Below are 17,922 nucleotides of genomic sequence, written 5' to 3'. Positions count from 1 at the left end.
TTAAGCTCCTTTAAAAACCCAACGTTTTAAAAATACCATGGCCGCGGGTAAGACCAACAAAGTCACCAAGGCAGAAACCGCCATGATACTCGCCAAGAAAACACCCACCGTTATGTAAGGCACTAACGGCGCTAGCAGTAAAGGGGTGAAGCCCAGTGCTATCACCAACGCATTTCGCGTTATTGCACTGGCAGGCTCATCGAACATAGCGTCTAAGGTGTCTGGCACACTACCCGTTTCCTTATAGATTTCACGCGCCCTAGCAAGGAAGTGAATAGCGAAATCCACAGATAACCCCAAGGTAAGCGCCGAAAGTACAGCAATAGGCATGTCGTAGTCTTTACCCACAATGCCAATAAGCCCGTAAATAAAGGTAATCGTGATGGTAAGGGGAAGCATAGCGAGCACGCCAAAAACTAAAGAACGGAACAGTAGTACCATCATCACAAATACAATGACAAAGGCGCTAAGCAAGCTTTCCAACATGCCTGTTACCATATTTTCTTGCCACACCACATTTAAGTAGGCTTTACCTGCCCAGTCGTAGCTTAGCCCTTCTGGTAGTGGGTTATTAGCAAAGTAATCTTCAACAAGCGAAATGACATTCGTCATATCTTGGTTGTCACCGCTGGTTAGCTGTAGCCAAATCAGCGTTTGGCGATAATCCGGCGTGACAAAATGCCACAGGTCTTGAGGACGGTGGGAAGACTGATATTGCATTAGGGTTTGTGCCACGCCTCGGTTGTTGGCGGGCAATGCGTAGTCTACCTCATTACCTGAGCGCAACTCACGATTCACCACTTTGACTACATCAACCAAAGACTGTGATTTACCAATTAAAGGTTGAGTATCTAGGTACGCTTGTAACTTCTCAATATGCGCAAGTACTGCGGGCTGTTGGAAGGTATTGGCATTCCCATTCGCGGCATCAACGACTTGCAATAAGTTGTCTAACGCGGTTAGTTCATCATCGTCGAGATTGCTAAATAGCGCATCATCAATACGCATGGCAAGTTCCGACATTTTGTTAGCATCGTCGCTCTGGTTTATCGACACCTGAGTTTGCTCAACCCATTCATCTAAACTTGATGGTAAATTTGCCTCATTTAATACCTTGATAGCATCAATGCTTTTATTGGTATCTGTAATGACCAAATAAGCATTGTACGTGCCCGCAAACTCTGCATTTAAGGCCCTGTCTGCCACCCTTATTTCATGGTCTTGTTTAAACCAACGCACAGGGTTGTCGTTGATATTAATTTGCGTAATTCCCCACGCTGATACTAGGGTAATTGCACCAAATACAGCAATAATCAGCGCTCTGTGGTTTAGCGCGATGTAGCGTAGTTTAGTAACGGTACGTTTTAGTAACGTGGTACTGCCTTCATTATTATCTGCTTCTTCATTTTGATGTAGCGCGACTTGAAGTTTGCTTAATGCCGCGGGCGACATACGGGAAATATAAGCAGGGATAAACGTAAGAGTAATCAAAAATGCCAATAAAATGCCAAAGCCAATATAAGCACCAAAGATCTGCACGGGCGGTATAGGGGTTAGCATTAAAGAGAAAAAGCCTGCTGATGAAGTGAGTGAGGTAAACAGCATGGGCTTAAACAGGTGCTCAACCACGTGAGTGATCACCTTACCTGCATTTTCACCTGGCTTACAACGGTCGGAAAATTCAGACAATATGTGTACTGAGTCGACTACCGCGATTGGCATGAGAAAAATAGCAATCATGGATGACATAATGTGCACAGTGAATCCCATGCCAATGAGAGCACCCATGGTAATGATAACTGTAGCCATCGCCACTATCATGGGCGCAGTAATAAGCGACCAATTTCTGAAAAATAAGAACAGAAGAATAAAAATCATGGCACCAGCCGCAGGTGCAGCGATAGCCATTTGCACAAACATTTCTACCCCAAACTGATCTTCAGCAACAGGTAAGCCTGTGATGTGCCATTGGCCTGCCGTGTCAACATTCGTTAAATAAGCGCGAATATCTTGGGCAATGCGATAACTTTCATTCTTGTCGGCAATAGGGATATAAATAGCAGCAGCGTTACCTGAAGACGCAGCCAGCGTGTCGTACAGTAACGGCAGCCTTTCGATAGACTTTTGTAGTTCAGCACTTGCGCTTGCGGTTTCAGGTGGGCTGGCCATTAACCATGAAAACTCAAGACTCCCGTCACTACCTTGCTTAATGTTGTCTACTGTTGAAAACGACATGACGTCTTGGCTAATAACACCCTCTATAGCCAGTACATGGTCAGTCACTTGGTGAATGGCTGCTAAGGCGTCTGGCGTGTATATGCCGCTTATGGCCTCATCGCTTTTGGCACCCTTTTCCGGCACCACCAAACCAACCACTATCGCATCGTGCATGGAAAAGGTTTGCTTTACCTCATTATGAAAGGTACGAGCACGATGAGATTCCGCCAACATGTTTTCAGGATCGGTATCAATCTGAATTAACCGCATTTGAAAAGCGGCAAATGCCGTTATCACGGCGAGAAAAAAATAAACCCATCGCCCTTTGTGCGTGCTTACATGCAAAAGCATATCAATTGCTAATTTCATATCAAAAACCTTAATATATTAGATTTTTATTATATTATATATTGAACAGTAAACAAGCATATTTTCAAGCAAGGTAACACTGATTGTTATTGTGTATGTGCATTCGGTAAGAAACGACACGACAGTAGGAAAAAATTTCCCACCCTTTTTTTTAAACATACGCCCAATTAATGCCAAACGTTTTAAATTTAGAATAAAATAGATTTATATCAATAATTTACTATTATATTTAAACGACGCTAAATTTTGGCACAAGTTTGGCATTAATTAGACTAACGGATAACAACAGACGTAAACATGATGCTAGGAAGGCATACCGTTACCACGAAGGTAACCATGACATTACAGACTTTATCTGCGCAGGCTGACAACATTGGACGTAAAAGGAAATTCGTCGGCCAGGGATGCAAGGATTGATAGCAAGGTTAACGTCGCTCTGTTGTTTATCGGAAAGTTAAATACGTTTAACGCCAACACGGATGTTGAAAAAGGATGCGTCTTGATGACGAGCAAGGTTGACATTGATGTCGACAAAGCAATCACCACGGAGTGAGTTGATTTGCTTAAGGAAGTTGTTGACGTGAATGACCGATTATCTGTTTTTGCGCCAGTTGAGTGTGATGGCGACTTGGATTAAGTCGTAAAGGCCTGCAGGATGCAGAGTAGCTAGCGCTTTCATCGCGATTACTACTGGATGCCCACATCACTGGCACAGACATTGATGTCCATGTGCAACAAAGGATTGTAACTTATTTGGCTCTGTTGACCCGGCATTACGCCTTCAGCAATAGCCATATCGAGGAACACTAGTAATGTCATCGATATTATTAGTGTGCTGTCACCCGACAGCATGCCTCTCCCCTCTAAGGCCCTTCCCGGCCTTTTATATACCTCTGATTTTAGCCCGCCTTTGGCGGGCATTTTTTTGCCTGTCAGTTTATATTTTTACCTTTTATTTTAGGGTCTTACCTTTATTTCAAACCACTAAACCTATGATAAAAGAGGCTCTGGAAATAAATATTTTAAAAACTTTTTATTTATTTTTATATTTTGCTGAACTTTTCTTTATTTCACCGCTCTTACTAATACATGGAGTCATTTAGTGTGTTGGCTTTGTGAAGTGTAAATGTGTTTTCCAAGTTATGTTGTGTTTTTCTTAAGGGGCTCTTTAGCCCCTTTCTTTTTGCCTATAATAAATATCCTCTCTTTCGTAATACGGCCTACTTTTCTAAAAACCAGAATTATTAGCTAGATTTCATCCCACTCTTAGAAATGGAAATGAGAACTATTATCAAATAAGCTATGCCCACTGTCGTATTTGGAGAAAATCATGTCTAAACCCGCACCTCGTGTTGTTGAAGTTATCGAGTCTTTCCGTATAACACCAAACATGCAACGTATTGTCCTTGGCGGCGCTACATTAGAAGACTTCCCAGAAACTCGCCCTGGCGCTTACGTTAAGTTACTTTTTGATTTAAATGGTGACCCTGTCGTTCAGCCTGCCAAAGATAAACCCGTTGCTATGCGTACCTACACGATAAACAGCTTCGATAGACAAAAAGCACAAATGTCCATTGATATGGTAGTGCATGCAAAAGATGGAGTAACTGGCCCCGCCGCCGCATGGGCGCTAAGCGCAAAAGAAGGTGACAAGCTAACTATTGCAGGCCCTGGTAGCAGTAAAGCGTTAGCAGAGAATTATGACTGGGTACTTTTCGCAGGCGACATGACAGCGCTGCCCAGTATTAGAAACTATTTACAAGCACTTCCTAGCCATACTAAAGGCATTGCAGTTATAGCTATTGAACATGAAACCGATGCTACCACGCTAGAAAAGCCTAAAGGCGTATCGATTAAGTGGGTATCTAAAAAAGAAGCAACATTGTCTGACGCCTTGCAGCGTATTGACTGGCAACAAGGAACCCCTGCTGTATGGGTTGCCTGTGAATTTTCTCAAATGAGAAAAATTCGTTCGTGGCTTAAGGACGAAAAACAGGTGCCCCACAGCCAAGTGTACATTAGCAGCTATTGGCGTGAAGGGCGCAGTGAAGACCAGCATAAGATAGATAAGCGTCAAGATGTTGAAGCCTTTGCGAAGCAACTTGCTTAATGAGTATTGAAGCTATCATTTTATTGTGCCGCATAATCATAAAACCCTGTATGACTTTCAGCGCCATGTAAATAATGCAGAGCGCTGGCAATAGCCCTTTGTTCATAAACCACAAAAAACTATATTATTCATAATGTTAGTGTTTGGAATGGGGATTGCTACTTATTAAGTGCAGTTCACAATAACCACTCGGTTATTCTTTTTAAAGGAGCAACATATGAACAATGATCGTATCGAAGGCAACTGGAAAGAAATGAAAGGTAAGGTACAACAGCAATGGGGTAAACTTACCGATGATGACCTAGACGTAATAGATGGTCGTCGTGAAGAATTAGTAGGTAAAATTCAGCAAGCATACGGCAAGAGCCGTGAAGAAGCCGAAAAAGAAGTGGATAACCATTTCAACTAGGCACTTTACCTAAGCCTTAACGGCTTGCAGCACAAAAAAAGCCCCATTCGGGGCTTTTTTTATACATAACACAACCTAACCGTTAGGGCTAAGCACCTTGTAAGTGCTTAAGGTGAAGATTCCGTATCAGGTTTTAAGTTGTTGCTAATTTCTCTTGCATCAAAACTGGTGGCCGACGTGGGCCGTGTACCTTTTCCCATCTCAATATTCAAAATACTTTCGATTTCGCTCTTTTGCGAACCACCTACGAAAATGCCAGATTCAAACTGGGTTGTAGGATGATAAGACGTTCTACAAGTAATAACGCCACATTCAGTTACCCGCGCATAGCGTTGGCTGAAGCCAACCTGAGGTGATGTTTGTACGCGCTCTTTATCTACCATGGTTTCCCGATCGGTTACTACAAACCAATCATACCCTTTCAGTAAGGTCAGCTCCGCTGAACGGTACATGGCATAGTCCATAGCCTTACTCTTATCAGACCCTCTACCTTTGAAGTGAACGCGGTATTGGGTTTCACTTAATTTACTTTCGGTATACCCAAAACCACCATTAGATGCCTGTCGATAATCGGGTTGACTCGCGCACCCCGCCATTAGCATTACTGCTAGAAACGCTATAAATTTAGTTTTCATAAACGACTCCTTCGGCAGTCTTAGACTGCCATCCATGATTAATAGCTTGCTGCTCTTGTTCTCTGTTTAATGGCGTCGATACCATTAACAAATCTATCTCTTCATCAAGTACTTTATTGGCACTTGCCGTTTGATACTCACTTTTGTTGCGACCCGCTGTCATCAGCTTACTCGCGTGAAGTTGCCAAATGCCTTGTTCATTTTTACACGCAATCATGATATTCAGTTCATCTTCACCTTGTATCTGCGCTTGTCTGCACAACTGTGATTGTTTATTCATAAACGACAGTTGTGGCACTATCTCCATGCCCGCATCGGTTACCATCATCTCACCCGTTAAATTATTATCGAGGGCTGTAGATACATTCGCCCAATGGTTATTCGTTGACGAAGTGCCAGCAGGATCTAGGGGGTCTGTATACTCTGATTGCATCAAGGTTAACCCTGCCACTAACGCCACTCCAGCCGCTAACGATAAAGGGAATTTCCACTTCCCACTACGTTTAGCGTCTTGGGCTTTGCGATTAAACGAAGTAACGTTGCTTGGCATGCTCTCACTTGCCTGGCTTGCACTTACATGGTCTGAGTCGAAATCTGCTTGCTCAAGATAGGCTTCTGAGGTCGCATCATCTGCAAGTAATGCCACTACGCTATTAGGTAAAGGTTTTTGCGTTGCAGCATCAGCCGCTGCTTTCACCATCATGTCTACCTGCGCTAAAGACGCTAAGCGGTCTGACAGTGCAAGATCACTGGCAATAGCAGTTCTGACATGTTCCATGTCGTCATCGCTAAGTTCTGCGTCTAAGAATGCACAAAGCATTTCGTCAGATATTGTCATAACACCACCTCTTGTTGTGGGTTTAGCATATTACTGAGTTTGCTTCTTGCCCTAGCAAGTCTGCTCATAATAGTCCCAGCAGGCACCTCAAGTACCTCTGAAGCATCTGCGTAGCTCATTCCTTGTATAGCAATAAGTGACAAGGTCTCTCGTTGTTCTGGGGGTAATTCCCCCATGGCTTTACTTACTTGCTTTAGCGTAATACCACCTGAAAGGGCTTCATCCAAATGCGCCTCATCCTTAGCCTGCAATTCAGGGCTAACCGCCGCACTTGTTCTTACTTTTTGCGCACGATACTCATCTATCCATAAATTGCGGCAAACTCGAAATGCCCATGCCATTAATGTGGCATCTTGTGGCAAAGGTTTAGTCAGTAGCTTCTCAATCGTATTTTGCAGTAAATCATCAGCATCATGTATATTGCCGGTAAGTGAAAACGCAAATTTTCTTAATGATGGAACGAGTTCAGTCACTTCTTCTTTCATACAACTTCCTATGAAATCATGCTTTATACCTAGTTAACGTTTGATGCCGTGATTTATTCCCAAGGAACGGGAATTTTTTACATCACCAAACGTTAATTAAGTACGAGAAAAGGGTTATCCCATCATTAAGGGCACGTTTTATGCCAGCTTTATTTATGGATAGGTTGACCGAGTCCTTCGCGGTGAGTAACAAGCACGCTGGGCCCGGTGATGCCTGTATGGGTTTAGTCGCAAAGCAAGTGAGGTAAAATTATGAAGTGCAGATCGCTTTGTCAGCGCGTAGTAGGCGGCTTAATATTTACAATGGGCAGCGTGTTAAGCTTAAATGCCAGCGCCCAGTTAACTATTGGCCGTCAAATAATCGAACCCGTCAGGCCTATCATTGATAGCGTGCCCGTTGATGTAGGCACCGTGCGAGATGTGCTTGAAACTCAGGTAACACAAGGTGTTGAAAGTAGGTTTGACACCTTAGCTAACATACCTGCCCCGCAATTTTCTGTTCCATCGCCCCTAAGCCTTGCCTCGCCTTCAGGCACTCTTGTACTAAAAGAAGTAAAAGCCCCTGATGGATTTTTAGCATTGGAAAGAGAATGGTTAGTTGTCGGTAGCGAGGCTGACAAAACTCACTTTTCTCACCCCGACATCACCATTGAATCGTCTCGCCATTTAGCCGCTATAGACCAATGGATTTACCGTTTAAAGGTTAATACTAGCCTCGATGAACTGTCTCAAATAAGAAACAGCTTACCGGAAACACTAAAAACGCAAGTAGGTCGTAATCATATTTATTTAACGCAAGGCATGGGCGCAGCAGAAAGCGCTAAAATCAAAAACAACAACCAAGACATGCTAGCTAACATTACAACTACTGATAAACCAGGCGTTTGCCAAATACCTGTTCGTATTGGAATGATAGATACCAGCATTGCGCAAAACCACAAAGCACTGGAACACCTTGTTATTGAACAACAGCCTTTTCTTCCACAAGCTTTACCAACTACCCAAGTACACGGTACGTCAGTAGCCAGCTTATTGGCAGATAATATGCGTGCAGGAAGTCAACTCTATAACGCTAGCGTCTTTTATACGCGAAACAGTATTAGTCAGGGCGCGACCTTATTATCATTAATTGATGGTCTCAACTATTTAGTCGCCAAACAGGTTGATGTTATTAATATGAGCTTAGCAGGGCCAGAAAACTCGGTACTGGCCAACGTTATACAAAAAATCAGTGAGCAAGGGGTGCAAATTATTGCAGCAGTTGGAAACGAAGGACCAGCCTCTCCGCCTTTGTTTCCCGCGGCATACCCGTCAACTATTGCGGTAACAGCAGTAGACAATAACCACGCTATCTATCGATGGGCCAATCAAGGTAACTATGTTGATTTTGCGGCCAGCGGTGTTTCAGTAGAAGTCGCACATCCAGATGGTACGACTAGCCGTGAGACCGGCACATCGATGGCAACGCCTTTTGTTTCAGCCCGCTATGCCTGTCTATTTCGCGCTAGTTCAAATCCAGCCCAAGCGTTAGTCACATTGCGCGACCAAGCTATAGATGCTGGAGCACCGGGACGAGACCCGGTTTTTGGCGTAGGTATTCTCCATTAGTTAAATCAACAGTGAATGCTATTGTGCTATCAAAAATGAAATCTAACACCAATTTCACCAATGGTTTCTTGATAGTCTGCCGATACTAAGGTTGAACCATAGTCTTTGTATTGCGTGCTTACGATAAAATCTACGTTCTCCATAGCAGCATATTCTATGCTCGCTTTGAAAACATGCCTATCATCCTCTCGTCGCCTGCCGCCTTGTTGTTCAAACTCACTGAAAGGTGCTCCTGAAGCAGTAGGCTCGCTGCTTAGGCTACCTTGACCATAGTGTCTGTTTTCCATTTCATAACCGAGCTTGATATCGAGTGCGCTACCCCACAAGCTGGCGGGGTAAGCATAACTGGCGTCAATACCATAGCTGGAATAGTCGAACGCTTGGTTCAAGGCATCTTCATTTTGATATTTCGCGCCCAATTGCATAAAGCTTTGGTTTTTAAAAAACCAGAAACCGTCAATGCGGCTAGATAGCGCATCGGCGTCGCGCTCTGGCACCGATTCAAACGACTTATCGATGGTGTCGACACTTAATCGCCAGTAACCTTGCGTAAACGCACTGTTGGCCAATGAAACACCGCTTTGTTGGTAAGTGAGAAAAGCATTGTTATCAAGGTCAGCATTTGCGTAATAGTGATGAACGCCAATTTTAGTCCAAGACAATTGGTAACTCGCCTCGCCCGACAAGGTAGTGATAGCTAGGTCAAAATTCGACAGTGCATTGTAGCGCGTTTCACTATGCTGTGCAGACGCACTGAATTGCCATTTATCGGTAGGCATTAACGCTAGCTTAAGCTTCGCATTCCCTTTAATTGCTGAGTCGGATGTGTCGGTATTCGTATCAAGTTCACTAACGTTCACATTTGAGTCGTGATGAGCACCGATATAGGCTTCTCCAGTCACTTTTATCAACTTGTGTCCGTCAGTTTCTGCGCTGTTTTCTGACTGACTCGCCATGGCAATTTTGCCAATTAAGCTTAATGCAATAGATAGACTTAATACGCTTAATAATGATGTGGAGGTTTTAAGGCTCATGCAGGTGTCCTACTAAATCGAATGCTCACGGAATTAACACATGGAAGTAAGGGCGGGGCTGGGAGTAGCGCCCCCCTTGTTTATATAACCTTCATAGTTATTGGAATAACCAGAGGTGGCGGCGGTTCAAGATTCGTCTATTACCTTGAACCGCGTGACTTTTACTGGTTCAAAATGCCAGCAATACTTCCGCTCACCGTGTTTTCAACGGTGGTGGAAACCGTATTTTCGATTTGCCCACTTACTTGGCCAGATACCTGGCTAGCCACGCTTTCTTCAACCTGCGATTGCGCTACCGCTTCAACTGATTGGGTAAGTGTTGAGGAGACTATGGCATTGACATCCGCCGCCTGCGAAACACTGCTATCAACGGCGCCTGATACCATATCTGTGGCAGTTGAAGCGGTAATATCTAAGGCGCCTGCAGCATTAGAAGCAATGGTTTGCGTTGCCGCACCGCTGCCTACTAGAGCACTTTGGGCACTGGTAAGTTGAGTAAGCATTTCGCCGCTTGCCGCATCAGATGTTTCTGATGTGTCGTTAGTAGTGGCAGTAGCATCAGCCTGGTCTGCGTTTTGCGTTTCGCTGCTAGCTTCAGTTTCTGTAACACTATTTGACTGTGCATCTGCGTTTGCAGAAGCTGAAGTTTGTGAGGACATTGACTGAGTAGCACTTGCTTGCTCACCAGATACATTGGTTGAAGCTTGGGTGCTATTGAACACTGAAACAGATGTATCGACAGCCTGAGCTAGCGCCACGTTTGAAGTAAGACCTAGTGCAACAATTAAAGCAGTATGTAGTTTGTTCATTCGTTTATTTCCTGTTTTTCATCAAAGACACTTAAATAACGAATGAACCTCAGAGTTTATTCCCAACAAGCGATAAAAAATTTTCCACAAACAAAAACACCCCGCTTTAGGCGGGGTGTTTCATTTAATTCAAAAATCTAAAAAAGCTATACAAAACAGCGTAATGAAGACATCTTAATCACCAGAGGCATTGAGTCCAGCTTCCCACCAAGGTGATGAATAATCAATATTTTCTTGAGGAAGTACATTAGAGTAACGCATTCTTACCGACTCCCAAAAAGCCGCTTTGAAAACAGGATCGTAAATGACAAACTCGCCTTGTGAGCGATATTGCTCGAACAAATCCTTATAGGCACCAACGGGGGTAAGCGGATTACTTTGCTGGAAAACAACGTCTCCACCAAAGGTTTCATACAGTGACTTAGACACCTTCCAACTCTTAGCCATGCCTTCTGCCATGGCTAAACGATAACGTTCAACTTCTTCATCTGAGTATTCAGCATTGTGGCTTAAATCGACTGTCCAGGTTTTTATAACCGCGTAAGCAGACTCAACTTCACTATTTGAAGGCTCAATATTGTTCTCGTCGGCAAAGTCAGCAATAACAGATTCGCTAATTTTAGTGCCTAACGCACGCTGAGCTAAAAGTTTACGGATCTCAACTTCAGATTTGTCACTAAGAATTGACTGGAAGCGATCTACATCACTTTGGCTAGGTTGTAGTTCGCTATTTGAAATAGTTTTACCGAAGAGTTTCGCGATAATTTCGTTGGCGGCTTGTGGCGTATTTATCCCAAGCGAGACAACGATGGCAGCGAAAAGTACCATAGGTATAATGTCAGACCGTGTCATTGAAGAAATTCCCTAATATCCACAACAGCTTGAGCGCAAAACGTATTCTTTAATCGTATATTTTTCGTATCTAACTCATTAATACGTAGAATGTTCCATTCATTTCACGAAACGACGTCGCTGAAGAGCTATACTTTAGGCTAAAGTCGCTTAAATATCCACTTTTTTCCGCATAGACTTTCTCACACTTTGTTGCTTTTTGGCCTCGCCGCGTCTTGCTTTTACCGCACGGCTCATGCGGGTTGCCTTCCTTGGTTTTTGTTTTTTGGTGGCACTGACTATCCACGCTTTCAAACGCACAATAGCATCTTCCCGGTTCTGTTCTTGGGTTCGAGAATTCTGCGCTTTTAGCACAAACACGCCATCGTTAGAAATTCGGCTGTCTTTTGTATTTAGCAGCGTATCTTTTACCTCTTGCGGCAAAGACGAGGCAGGTATATCAAGGCGCAGATGGATAGCACTGCTCACTTTATTGACATTTTGCCCACCGGCACCCTGTGCTCTGATGGCTTGCATTTCAATGTCGCTATCTTCTAGCGTAATAGTAGGGGTAATCGTAATCATAGCTTAACGGTTATATTCTTCACTTGTAAATTATTTGACAGTTTATGCGTTGCACCCAGCCCCATGGAAAAAGGCTTACATTGACTGTTTATTCATTTCTTATTAGCTTACTAATTACGCTAATAAAGGAAACATATTGTGGTGGTCATTTATATTATTGTCGCACTTATCTTCTGCCTGTTACTGGCGTCGTGGCTTTTCACTCAGCATATCGATAAAAAAATCGAAAAAAACTTCCGTCCACCAGGCCAATTTTTAAATGTGCAGCATGAAAAAATTCACTACACCAAACAAGGGCAAGGCCCTACCCTTATTCTTATTCATGGACTGGCCGGTAATGCGCTTAATTTTACAGCCTTAGCGAATCAGTTAGCTAAGCACCATACCGTATACAGTATTGACCGCCCTGGAAGTGGCTTTTCTACTCGTCATCGTAACATACCAGCAGATTTCAACGTCCAAAGCGCCACTATTTTAGATTGGATGTCGCAGTTAAACATACGTGACGCTTATGTCGCTGGGCACTCTATGGGAGGCGCTATTGCTTTACGTATGGCACTAGACGCACCGGATAAAATTAAATCTGTCTCGCTGCTTTGCCCCTTAACCGTGCCCTTAACGAAAGGACCAGGTCCATTATCTATGCTGTACATTCCTTATCAAGGGTTGCGCAGGGTTATCAGTCGTACATTGGCCGCGCCGCTGCGTATACTTTTTGGAAAGAAACAAGTCGCTCAAATCTTTTTCCCAGAGCGGGTACCCTCGAACTTTGGAATTGAAAGCGGTGGGGCGCTAGCGCTGCATTCAGAGAGTTTTTATCAAGCTAGCTGTGACATGGTAGCATCAACGGAAAGCTTGTATAAACAGTTTGAACATTACGAAAAAATTTCCTGCCCGGTGGGTATTTTGTATGGTGAACAAGACGCTATCTTATCTCCCGATGCGCATATGTCATATATTGCTACATCGCTTCCCAACAGCATGGCTGAAATTATCCCCAATGCGGGTCATATGATAATTAACACTCAGCCTGAAGCCTGCTTTAACTTCATAAACAAAGTGAACAAATTAGACGCTCAGGGCGAGCTCGCTTAATCGTGTTAAGCATTTCATCTAATAGCGCACAAATTATTGCCTTTAGTGCGTAACCACTCTAGCGGTAGAGTTCGCGTTAGCACTTCGTAAATGTGACAGACTTGGTCTTAGCTCAACAGTTTGCTTTAGCTCTCGTAAGTAATCAGTGACTCTTTCAATCCCATCTGATGTAAAACACAAGTTTTTAGGCGTGGTTTTTATTTCACTTTGGTATTGCTGAAACCATGTTTGCATGGACGCACTGTCCCCTTCTGACAACGCAATGAGTAAATGATACATACGGATGAAAGAGAGCTGTCTACGATACTCTGTCGTGCCATGCTCGAACCCAAGTAGCGTTGTTTGCGATAGGGATGTTTCAGAAACGCCAAGTAAATCAGCAGCCTCCGCTTGATTCAAGCCAACTTCTTGGTAAGCCCAAGTGAAAGCTTTTATAACAACACTGGGTGGATAGGTGCTATGGATCATAGTTTGGCCTCGATTTCAGTCGTTTAAAACATCTTACTTATCGAGAATATTGCGAAAATCATTCCAACTTGCCGAGCCGCCTACAGCTACTGACAATGTTGTTTGGTTTTTACAAAATGAAAGCGCTCAGCATCTTCATCAAGAGTGTAACCTAGTTGAGTTAACCACGCCCTTGCTTCCGGGTAGGTATCAAAGAAAGTAAAGTCTACACCGGTTTGACGGTATACCGCGTCAAGTTGATTTCGGGTGGTTGATTTTACTAAGGATGATTCAAGTACCAACGCTAGATGTGTTAACCCAAGGTGACGTACTGCGGATATACGTTCAGCCAGAAGGTTTTCGGCATCGGGAATAAGCAGGGACTCCCCTTCAAGAACGACAATATCACCCCAATTACTGCCATGCATATCGATAGACTTATCTCGGTAATCAAGCACTAAGCCATTGACACACTCACTATTCCAGGGGCCATAAGCTTGAGTAAGCATAATATTACCGCACCGAGTAACTACAAATGAGCCATGTACTGGTTTCATAATTCTCCGCTCTTCAATGCTTCACAATCAAACTATAGTCAATGATTTCAAAATTCGAAATGTAGTAAACCATCGCGCCCTCAATATTGTGAGGGCATGATGGTAAAGTGAAGCAATTACAAGCGCGATGCGGGCATAGTCAAAAGCCTCTGCCGTGGCATTTAACAGGGGTAAACGGAGTAAGCTATGCAGCTAACACCCGAATCAACTGTGAAAACGTAGGCTTATCTTGAACATCAAGAGGCGCTCTTAATTCTCGAGCAATATCACTTACGCTAATAACACCGCGCACCTCGTGAGAATCTCTATCGAGCACTAAACAATGATGCTGCCCATAGTCTCTAAGGGTTTCTACCACATCCCCGACTGACGATTTTGTCAATTCTGTGAAATCAAATGACATTAGTGACGTTTTAGCCTGCATGAAATCACGCACCACTAACCCATCTCTAGGCACTTTTAATTCAGCAATTTTCTGCACAATATGCTGTTCGCTTACGTCTTGTGACGTAACAATGCCGGTGAATGCATTATTGGCATCTACCACCAGCATCATACGGACATGAGATTGACGCATGATTTTTTCAACGCGTGTAGCAGGTGCATTTTCGTCAATCACGTGTGGCATGTATTGTTTGAAATCTGTGAACACCGCCATCGCTGACGAAGTGACAGACACTTTATTTTCAACAACAGGCCAAGCTAGACGATCGGCGGCATCGGTTTTATGAAGTTGTAAGGTATGCATTACCTTCCCCTTAAAATAGTAAACAAATTAGATAGATGGATGAAAACTTTGTTTAACTAAAGTGGGGTGGCGCGCGAATAGGGTGCGCTGCATAGTCTGCATCGCTGAGAAGTGTGTAAGTAAAAAAGCGAGTATTGGGAACCTTGCTACTCGCGAAGAAAGCACTTAAAAAGTAGGCGCCATCATCAAGCTCGTCTTTATCACTGGCTTGATCTAGATTTGAAGAGGCTAAATATTGAATGCTAATGTCATTCGATACTTGTGAAATCTCTTTGCTCAATACATTGCCAGCACCATTTTCAGGTACTAAGAACGACATTGTGAGTAGCAACAGCAAAAGATTCAAAAGAAGAACTCCAGCAACATTTAAAAAACGGGTTAACTCACCCTTACCTAATACTATATGGCTTTTTTATTCACTATCACTTAAGCCCGCCTCAATTTTTAGACGATTTATCGCTTATTATCTAATTACTAAATATAAGTGACGTTACACCCTACGCATTCATTCTAATAAATAGAACGCACTGTTATAAGCTTTGCAATATTCACTCTTGAACTGTTCCAGTAGACTGATTTTAAAATTTGGTTCTATTGCTCATTCATTTATGAAAAAACGCTGGCCTCTTTGGCTTATCTTAATTCACTGGCTCACCTTTCTGGTTGTGGTAGGTATGTTTGCCTCAGGGCTATGGATGGTAGATTTGACCTACTATAGTGATTGGTACAAAACCGCGCCCCATTGGCACAAAAGTGTAGGGCTACTGTTGTTTGCTGTGACTTTAGTGAGGTTGATTTCGCGCGTATCTACCCAGCGACCAGCGACCTTTGGCAACAAGTTTGAGAAGTTGGCCAGTAAATTAGGACACAGTGCTATTTACCTTGTTCTTTTAGCGCTTTTTACCTCGGGCTATCTTATTTCAACTGCCGATGGCAGAGCCATAGATGTATTCAACTGGTTTGCGGTACCAGGGCTTGGTGAGTTTATAGAACATCAAGAAGACCTGGCTGGCGAGGTGCATTTCTACCTGGCTTGGACATTAATCGTGCTGACTTCTTTACATGGGTTAGCGGCATTGAAACACCATTTCATTGATAAAGACGACACGCTGAAGCAGATGTTGAGGCTTCGCTAAACACTGATATTAAGGAGATTTTATGAAGAAGTTAACACTTGCACTAGTGACGGCCGCAGCACTCAATACAGCGGTAAGTTCAGCTCACGCCGCTGATTATATTATTGACTCCAAAGGTGCTCATGCATCAGTTAATTTCAAAATTCAGCATTTAGGTTACTCATGGCTAACCGGCCGCTTTAACGACTTTAAAGGCACATTTAGCTACGATGAAAATAACCCTGCTGCAGCGTCTGTCTCAGTGACTATCGAGACCGATAGCATAGATTCAAACCATTCAGAACGAGATAAGCATCTAAGAGGCGACGACTTTTTAAATGCGGATGATTTCCCAGAAGCTAAATTCGTTAGCACAAAAGTGGCTGACAAAGGCAACGGTATGTTGGACATCACGGGTAACCTTACGCTGCATGGTGTGACTAAGCCCGTGACTATTGAAGCCAAAAAAATTGGTGAAGGTAGCGATCCGTGGGGCGGTTATCGTGCTGGTTTTTCAGGCACTACTACTATTGCGCTAAAAGACTACGGCATTGACTATGACTTAGGTCCCGCGTCACAAACCGTTGAGCTTTCTCTTCACGTTGAAGGTGTTAAACAGTAACGTTCTACACTTATAAAATAACAAAGCCCGCTGATGCGGGCTTTTTACGTTTACAGGCTAGATATAACTTACCCAGACATGAGTTATGCCTTGTAAATCAATGCAGCTTTAACTTAGGGCTAATCGCATAACTCAGCTTCTTAAGTAGCAGCTTTAGTGCGCCTCTTAGCTTTCCGTGTACTGCAAATTGGTGCATGTTGTATAAAGAGATATAAACTATCTTGGCTAAACGCCCTTCAATGAACATACTTGAATTTGATAACGACCCCATCAAGCTACCTACGGTGCTGTAGTTACTTAAATGCACTAGCGAGCCATAATCTTTATAGACATAGCCTTTTAATTCTTTCCCCCGCTGTAATGCAATAATATTGTTTGCCGCCGTGTCTGCCATTTGATGCGCAGACTGGGCTCTAGGTGGTACCCATTTACCGTTTTCTTGTTTGAAGCCACAACAATCACCAATAACCCAAATGTTACTGTCGCCAGTGCTTTGTAAGTGCTTATTAACAAGAATTTGGTTTGCGCGGTTGGTCTCAAAAATGCCCATTTCGGTGACGAAATCCGGCGCTTTCACCCCTGCCGCCCATACCATTAAATCAGCATCTACGCGGCTTCCATCTTTTGTGATAAGGCCATTTTCATCAGCCTCTGCCACCATAGTGCTTTCTTTGATGTCTACACCGAGTTTATGCAGCGCCTTACGAGCAGAATTGGCGATACGCTCTGGTAGCGCAGGTAATATCCGCTCTCCCGCTTCTACAATAGTTATCTTTAAACGGGACGCTGACATACCCGGCATGCCGTAGGTTTTCGATAAGTTAGCAACATGATGAAGCTGAGCGGCTAATTCAGTACCCGTCGCGCCCGCGCCCACAATAGCCACTTTCATAAAGCTATTTTCATCTTCTTGCTGATTAATACGAATTAGCTGATTCAACAACCCTTTGTGAAAGCGTTCAGCTTGAACCAATGAATCAAGAAAGTAACAATTTTGCGCAACGCCTGGCGTTCCAAAGTCATTACTGACACTACCAATCGCCAATACCAATTGGTCGTAAGGTATTTTACGTTCGGGTAATATCGACACTCCCTCATCATCGAATAATGGCGCAAGCGTGATAGTTTTGGCCTCTGCATCAATGGCACACATACTCCCTAACTGAAAGCGATAGTGGTGTGCCGCAGCATGAATAGCGTAATCAACGCCATCAGAGTGCTTGTCTATAACGCCAGCAGCCACTTCGTGAAGCAAGGGCTTCCAAATGTGAGTGCGACTTCTGTCAACTAGGGTTATTTCTGCTTCGTTCTTTCTCCCGAGGGTGCGGCTTAAGCGGCTTACAAGTTCAAGACCTCCAGCGCCACCACCGACAACAACTATTTTTTGCATGGGTTTACCTATAATTTA

Annotated in this window: 20 protein-coding genes; 6 read left to right on the top strand and 14 right to left on the bottom strand. The window is 43.6% G+C overall.

Translation table 11 applies throughout. The features are described from left to right. Positions 1-2,586, bottom strand: coding sequence for an efflux RND transporter permease subunit (locus C7Y69_RS20665; RefSeq protein WP_013786460.1), 2,586 nt, complete (start codon positions 2,584-2,586; stop codon positions 1-3). Between the two features lie 687 nt (positions 2,587-3,273). Further along, on the bottom strand, positions 3,274-3,507 hold the full coding sequence (locus tag C7Y69_RS20660; RefSeq protein WP_013786462.1) for a hypothetical protein: 234 nt from the start codon (positions 3,505-3,507) through the stop codon (positions 3,274-3,276). 409 nt (positions 3,508-3,916) lie between these two features. Here C7Y69_RS20660 and C7Y69_RS20655 point away from each other — a divergent pair, with 409 nt between their 5' ends. Both C7Y69_RS20655 and C7Y69_RS20650 read left to right on the top strand, forming a co-directional pair. Beyond that, the gene (locus C7Y69_RS20655; protein WP_126874027.1) at positions 3,917-4,696 is read left to right on the top strand and encodes a siderophore-interacting protein; all 780 of its coding nucleotides are present in this window, start codon (positions 3,917-3,919) and stop codon (positions 4,694-4,696) included. A gap of 217 nt (positions 4,697-4,913) precedes the next feature. After that, complete coding sequence (locus tag C7Y69_RS20650) at positions 4,914-5,105, top strand: CsbD family protein (RefSeq protein ID WP_126874026.1); 192 nt, start codon at positions 4,914-4,916, stop codon at positions 5,103-5,105. A 107-nt stretch (positions 5,106-5,212) separates the two neighbouring features. Here C7Y69_RS20650 and C7Y69_RS20645 read toward each other — a convergent pair whose 3' ends face one another. Genes C7Y69_RS20645 through C7Y69_RS20635 form a run of 3 tightly spaced genes read right to left on the bottom strand, consistent with a single transcriptional unit; the run spans position 5,213 to position 7,063 of the window. Further along, positions 5,213-5,740: a CC0125/CC1285 family lipoprotein gene (locus C7Y69_RS20645; protein ID WP_126874025.1), complete on the bottom strand. Its 528-nt coding sequence runs from the start codon at positions 5,738-5,740 to the stop codon at positions 5,213-5,215. Beyond that, entirely contained in the window at positions 5,730-6,578 is an 849-nt protein-coding gene (locus tag C7Y69_RS20640) for an anti-sigma factor (protein ID WP_126874024.1), read from the bottom strand. The genes C7Y69_RS20645 and C7Y69_RS20640 overlap by 11 nt, the downstream gene beginning before the upstream one ends. Further along, a complete protein-coding gene (locus C7Y69_RS20635) occupies positions 6,575-7,063 on the bottom strand; it encodes an RNA polymerase sigma factor (protein WP_013786467.1) in 489 nt (162 codons plus the stop codon). The genes C7Y69_RS20640 and C7Y69_RS20635 overlap by 4 nt, the downstream gene beginning before the upstream one ends. 252 nt (positions 7,064-7,315) lie before the next feature. Here C7Y69_RS20635 and C7Y69_RS20630 point away from each other — a divergent pair, with 252 nt between their 5' ends. Next, positions 7,316-8,671, top strand: a complete 1,356-nt coding sequence (locus C7Y69_RS20630) for a S8 family serine peptidase (protein ID WP_126874023.1) — start codon at positions 7,316-7,318, stop codon at positions 8,669-8,671. Between the two features lie 29 nt (positions 8,672-8,700). Here C7Y69_RS20630 and C7Y69_RS20625 read toward each other — a convergent pair whose 3' ends face one another. The 4 genes from C7Y69_RS20625 to arfB all read right to left on the bottom strand — a co-directional run bounded on the left by C7Y69_RS20625 (position 8,701) and on the right by arfB (position 11,930). Next, complete coding sequence (locus tag C7Y69_RS20625) at positions 8,701-9,705, bottom strand: hypothetical protein (RefSeq protein ID WP_013786469.1); 1,005 nt, start codon at positions 9,703-9,705, stop codon at positions 8,701-8,703. Positions 9,706-9,866: 161 nt separating this feature from the next. Continuing rightward, positions 9,867-10,514 (bottom strand): hypothetical protein, encoded by a 648-nt coding sequence (locus tag C7Y69_RS20620; RefSeq protein WP_126874022.1) that lies wholly within the window; start codon positions 10,512-10,514, stop codon positions 9,867-9,869. A gap of 174 nt (positions 10,515-10,688) precedes the next feature. Continuing rightward, the gene (locus C7Y69_RS20615) at positions 10,689-11,366 is read right to left on the bottom strand and encodes a hypothetical protein (protein ID WP_013786471.1); all 678 of its coding nucleotides are present in this window, start codon (positions 11,364-11,366) and stop codon (positions 10,689-10,691) included. A gap of 150 nt (positions 11,367-11,516) precedes the next feature. Further along, complete coding sequence (gene arfB / locus C7Y69_RS20610) at positions 11,517-11,930, bottom strand: alternative ribosome rescue aminoacyl-tRNA hydrolase ArfB (protein ID WP_126874021.1); 414 nt, start codon at positions 11,928-11,930, stop codon at positions 11,517-11,519. A gap of 138 nt (positions 11,931-12,068) precedes the next feature. On the opposite strand from arfB, the gene C7Y69_RS20605 reads away from it, so the two are divergent. Further along, the gene (locus tag C7Y69_RS20605) at positions 12,069-13,025 is read left to right on the top strand and encodes an alpha/beta fold hydrolase (RefSeq protein ID WP_126874020.1); all 957 of its coding nucleotides are present in this window, start codon (positions 12,069-12,071) and stop codon (positions 13,023-13,025) included. Positions 13,026-13,067: 42 nt separating this feature from the next. Here C7Y69_RS20605 and C7Y69_RS20600 read toward each other — a convergent pair whose 3' ends face one another. From C7Y69_RS20600 to C7Y69_RS20585, 4 genes are all read right to left on the bottom strand, one after another. Then, positions 13,068-13,493, bottom strand: a complete 426-nt coding sequence (locus tag C7Y69_RS20600; protein WP_013786474.1) for a hypothetical protein — start codon at positions 13,491-13,493, stop codon at positions 13,068-13,070. An 86-nt stretch (positions 13,494-13,579) separates the two neighbouring features. Continuing rightward, complete coding sequence (locus C7Y69_RS20595; RefSeq protein ID WP_013786475.1) at positions 13,580-14,029, bottom strand: hypothetical protein; 450 nt, start codon at positions 14,027-14,029, stop codon at positions 13,580-13,582. Positions 14,030-14,213: 184 nt separating this feature from the next. After that, entirely contained in the window at positions 14,214-14,777 is a 564-nt protein-coding gene (locus C7Y69_RS20590; protein ID WP_013786476.1) for a CBS domain-containing protein, read from the bottom strand. Between the two features lie 52 nt (positions 14,778-14,829). Next, positions 14,830-15,123, bottom strand: a complete 294-nt coding sequence (locus C7Y69_RS20585) for a hypothetical protein (RefSeq protein ID WP_013786477.1) — start codon at positions 15,121-15,123, stop codon at positions 14,830-14,832. Positions 15,124-15,385: 262 nt separating this feature from the next. Here C7Y69_RS20585 and C7Y69_RS20580 point away from each other — a divergent pair, with 262 nt between their 5' ends. After that, entirely contained in the window at positions 15,386-15,913 is a 528-nt protein-coding gene (locus C7Y69_RS20580; protein ID WP_126874019.1) for a cytochrome b, read from the top strand. 22 nt (positions 15,914-15,935) lie between these two features. Continuing rightward, the gene (locus C7Y69_RS20575) at positions 15,936-16,514 is read left to right on the top strand and encodes a YceI family protein (protein ID WP_126874018.1); all 579 of its coding nucleotides are present in this window, start codon (positions 15,936-15,938) and stop codon (positions 16,512-16,514) included. A 97-nt stretch (positions 16,515-16,611) separates the two neighbouring features. On the opposite strand, the gene C7Y69_RS20570 is transcribed toward C7Y69_RS20575, so the two are convergent. Continuing rightward, positions 16,612-17,904 (bottom strand): NAD(P)/FAD-dependent oxidoreductase, encoded by a 1,293-nt coding sequence (locus tag C7Y69_RS20570; RefSeq protein ID WP_126874017.1) that lies wholly within the window; start codon positions 17,902-17,904, stop codon positions 16,612-16,614. Positions 17,905-17,922 lie beyond the last annotated feature (18 nt).

It is taken from the genome of Alteromonas sp. KS69, from assembly GCF_003989595.1.
Classification (GTDB): domain Bacteria; phylum Pseudomonadota; class Gammaproteobacteria; order Enterobacterales; family Alteromonadaceae; genus Alteromonas; species Alteromonas naphthalenivorans.
The sequence above is the reverse complement of the archived record's forward strand: the minus strand, read 5'-3'. Positions and strand labels throughout refer to the sequence as shown.

What these genes read in the sequence shown, in the direction of transcription:
- C7Y69_RS20665 (WP_013786460.1), bottom strand. Translation starts at nt 2,586, where the DNA reads ATGAAATTAGCAATTGATATGCTTTTGCATGTAAGCACGCACAAAGGG.
- C7Y69_RS20660 (WP_013786462.1), bottom strand. Translation starts at nt 3,507, where the DNA reads ATGCCCGCCAAAGGCGGGCTAAAATCAGAGGTATATAAAAGGCCGGGA.
- C7Y69_RS20655 (WP_126874027.1), top strand. Translation starts at nt 3,917, where the DNA reads ATGTCTAAACCCGCACCTCGTGTTGTTGAAGTTATCGAGTCTTTCCGT.
- C7Y69_RS20650 (WP_126874026.1), top strand. Translation starts at nt 4,914, where the DNA reads ATGAACAATGATCGTATCGAAGGCAACTGGAAAGAAATGAAAGGTAAG.
- C7Y69_RS20645 (WP_126874025.1), bottom strand. Translation starts at nt 5,740, where the DNA reads ATGAAAACTAAATTTATAGCGTTTCTAGCAGTAATGCTAATGGCGGGG.
- C7Y69_RS20640 (WP_126874024.1), bottom strand. Translation starts at nt 6,578, where the DNA reads ATGACAATATCTGACGAAATGCTTTGTGCATTCTTAGACGCAGAACTT.
- C7Y69_RS20635 (WP_013786467.1), bottom strand. Translation starts at nt 7,063, where the DNA reads ATGAAAGAAGAAGTGACTGAACTCGTTCCATCATTAAGAAAATTTGCG.
- C7Y69_RS20630 (WP_126874023.1), top strand. Translation starts at nt 7,316, where the DNA reads ATGAAGTGCAGATCGCTTTGTCAGCGCGTAGTAGGCGGCTTAATATTT.
- C7Y69_RS20625 (WP_013786469.1), bottom strand. Translation starts at nt 9,705, where the DNA reads ATGAGCCTTAAAACCTCCACATCATTATTAAGCGTATTAAGTCTATCT.
- C7Y69_RS20620 (WP_126874022.1), bottom strand. Translation starts at nt 10,514, where the DNA reads ATGAACAAACTACATACTGCTTTAATTGTTGCACTAGGTCTTACTTCA.
- C7Y69_RS20615 (WP_013786471.1), bottom strand. Translation starts at nt 11,366, where the DNA reads ATGACACGGTCTGACATTATACCTATGGTACTTTTCGCTGCCATCGTT.
- arfB (WP_126874021.1), bottom strand. Translation starts at nt 11,930, where the DNA reads ATGATTACGATTACCCCTACTATTACGCTAGAAGATAGCGACATTGAA.
- C7Y69_RS20600 (WP_013786474.1), bottom strand. Translation starts at nt 13,493, where the DNA reads ATGATCCATAGCACCTATCCACCCAGTGTTGTTATAAAAGCTTTCACT.
- C7Y69_RS20595 (WP_013786475.1), bottom strand. Translation starts at nt 14,029, where the DNA reads ATGAAACCAGTACATGGCTCATTTGTAGTTACTCGGTGCGGTAATATT.
- C7Y69_RS20590 (WP_013786476.1), bottom strand. Translation starts at nt 14,777, where the DNA reads ATGCATACCTTACAACTTCATAAAACCGATGCCGCCGATCGTCTAGCT.
- C7Y69_RS20580 (WP_126874019.1), top strand. Translation starts at nt 15,386, where the DNA reads ATGAAAAAACGCTGGCCTCTTTGGCTTATCTTAATTCACTGGCTCACC.
- C7Y69_RS20575 (WP_126874018.1), top strand. Translation starts at nt 15,936, where the DNA reads ATGAAGAAGTTAACACTTGCACTAGTGACGGCCGCAGCACTCAATACA.
- C7Y69_RS20570 (WP_126874017.1), bottom strand. Translation starts at nt 17,904, where the DNA reads ATGCAAAAAATAGTTGTTGTCGGTGGTGGCGCTGGAGGTCTTGAACTT.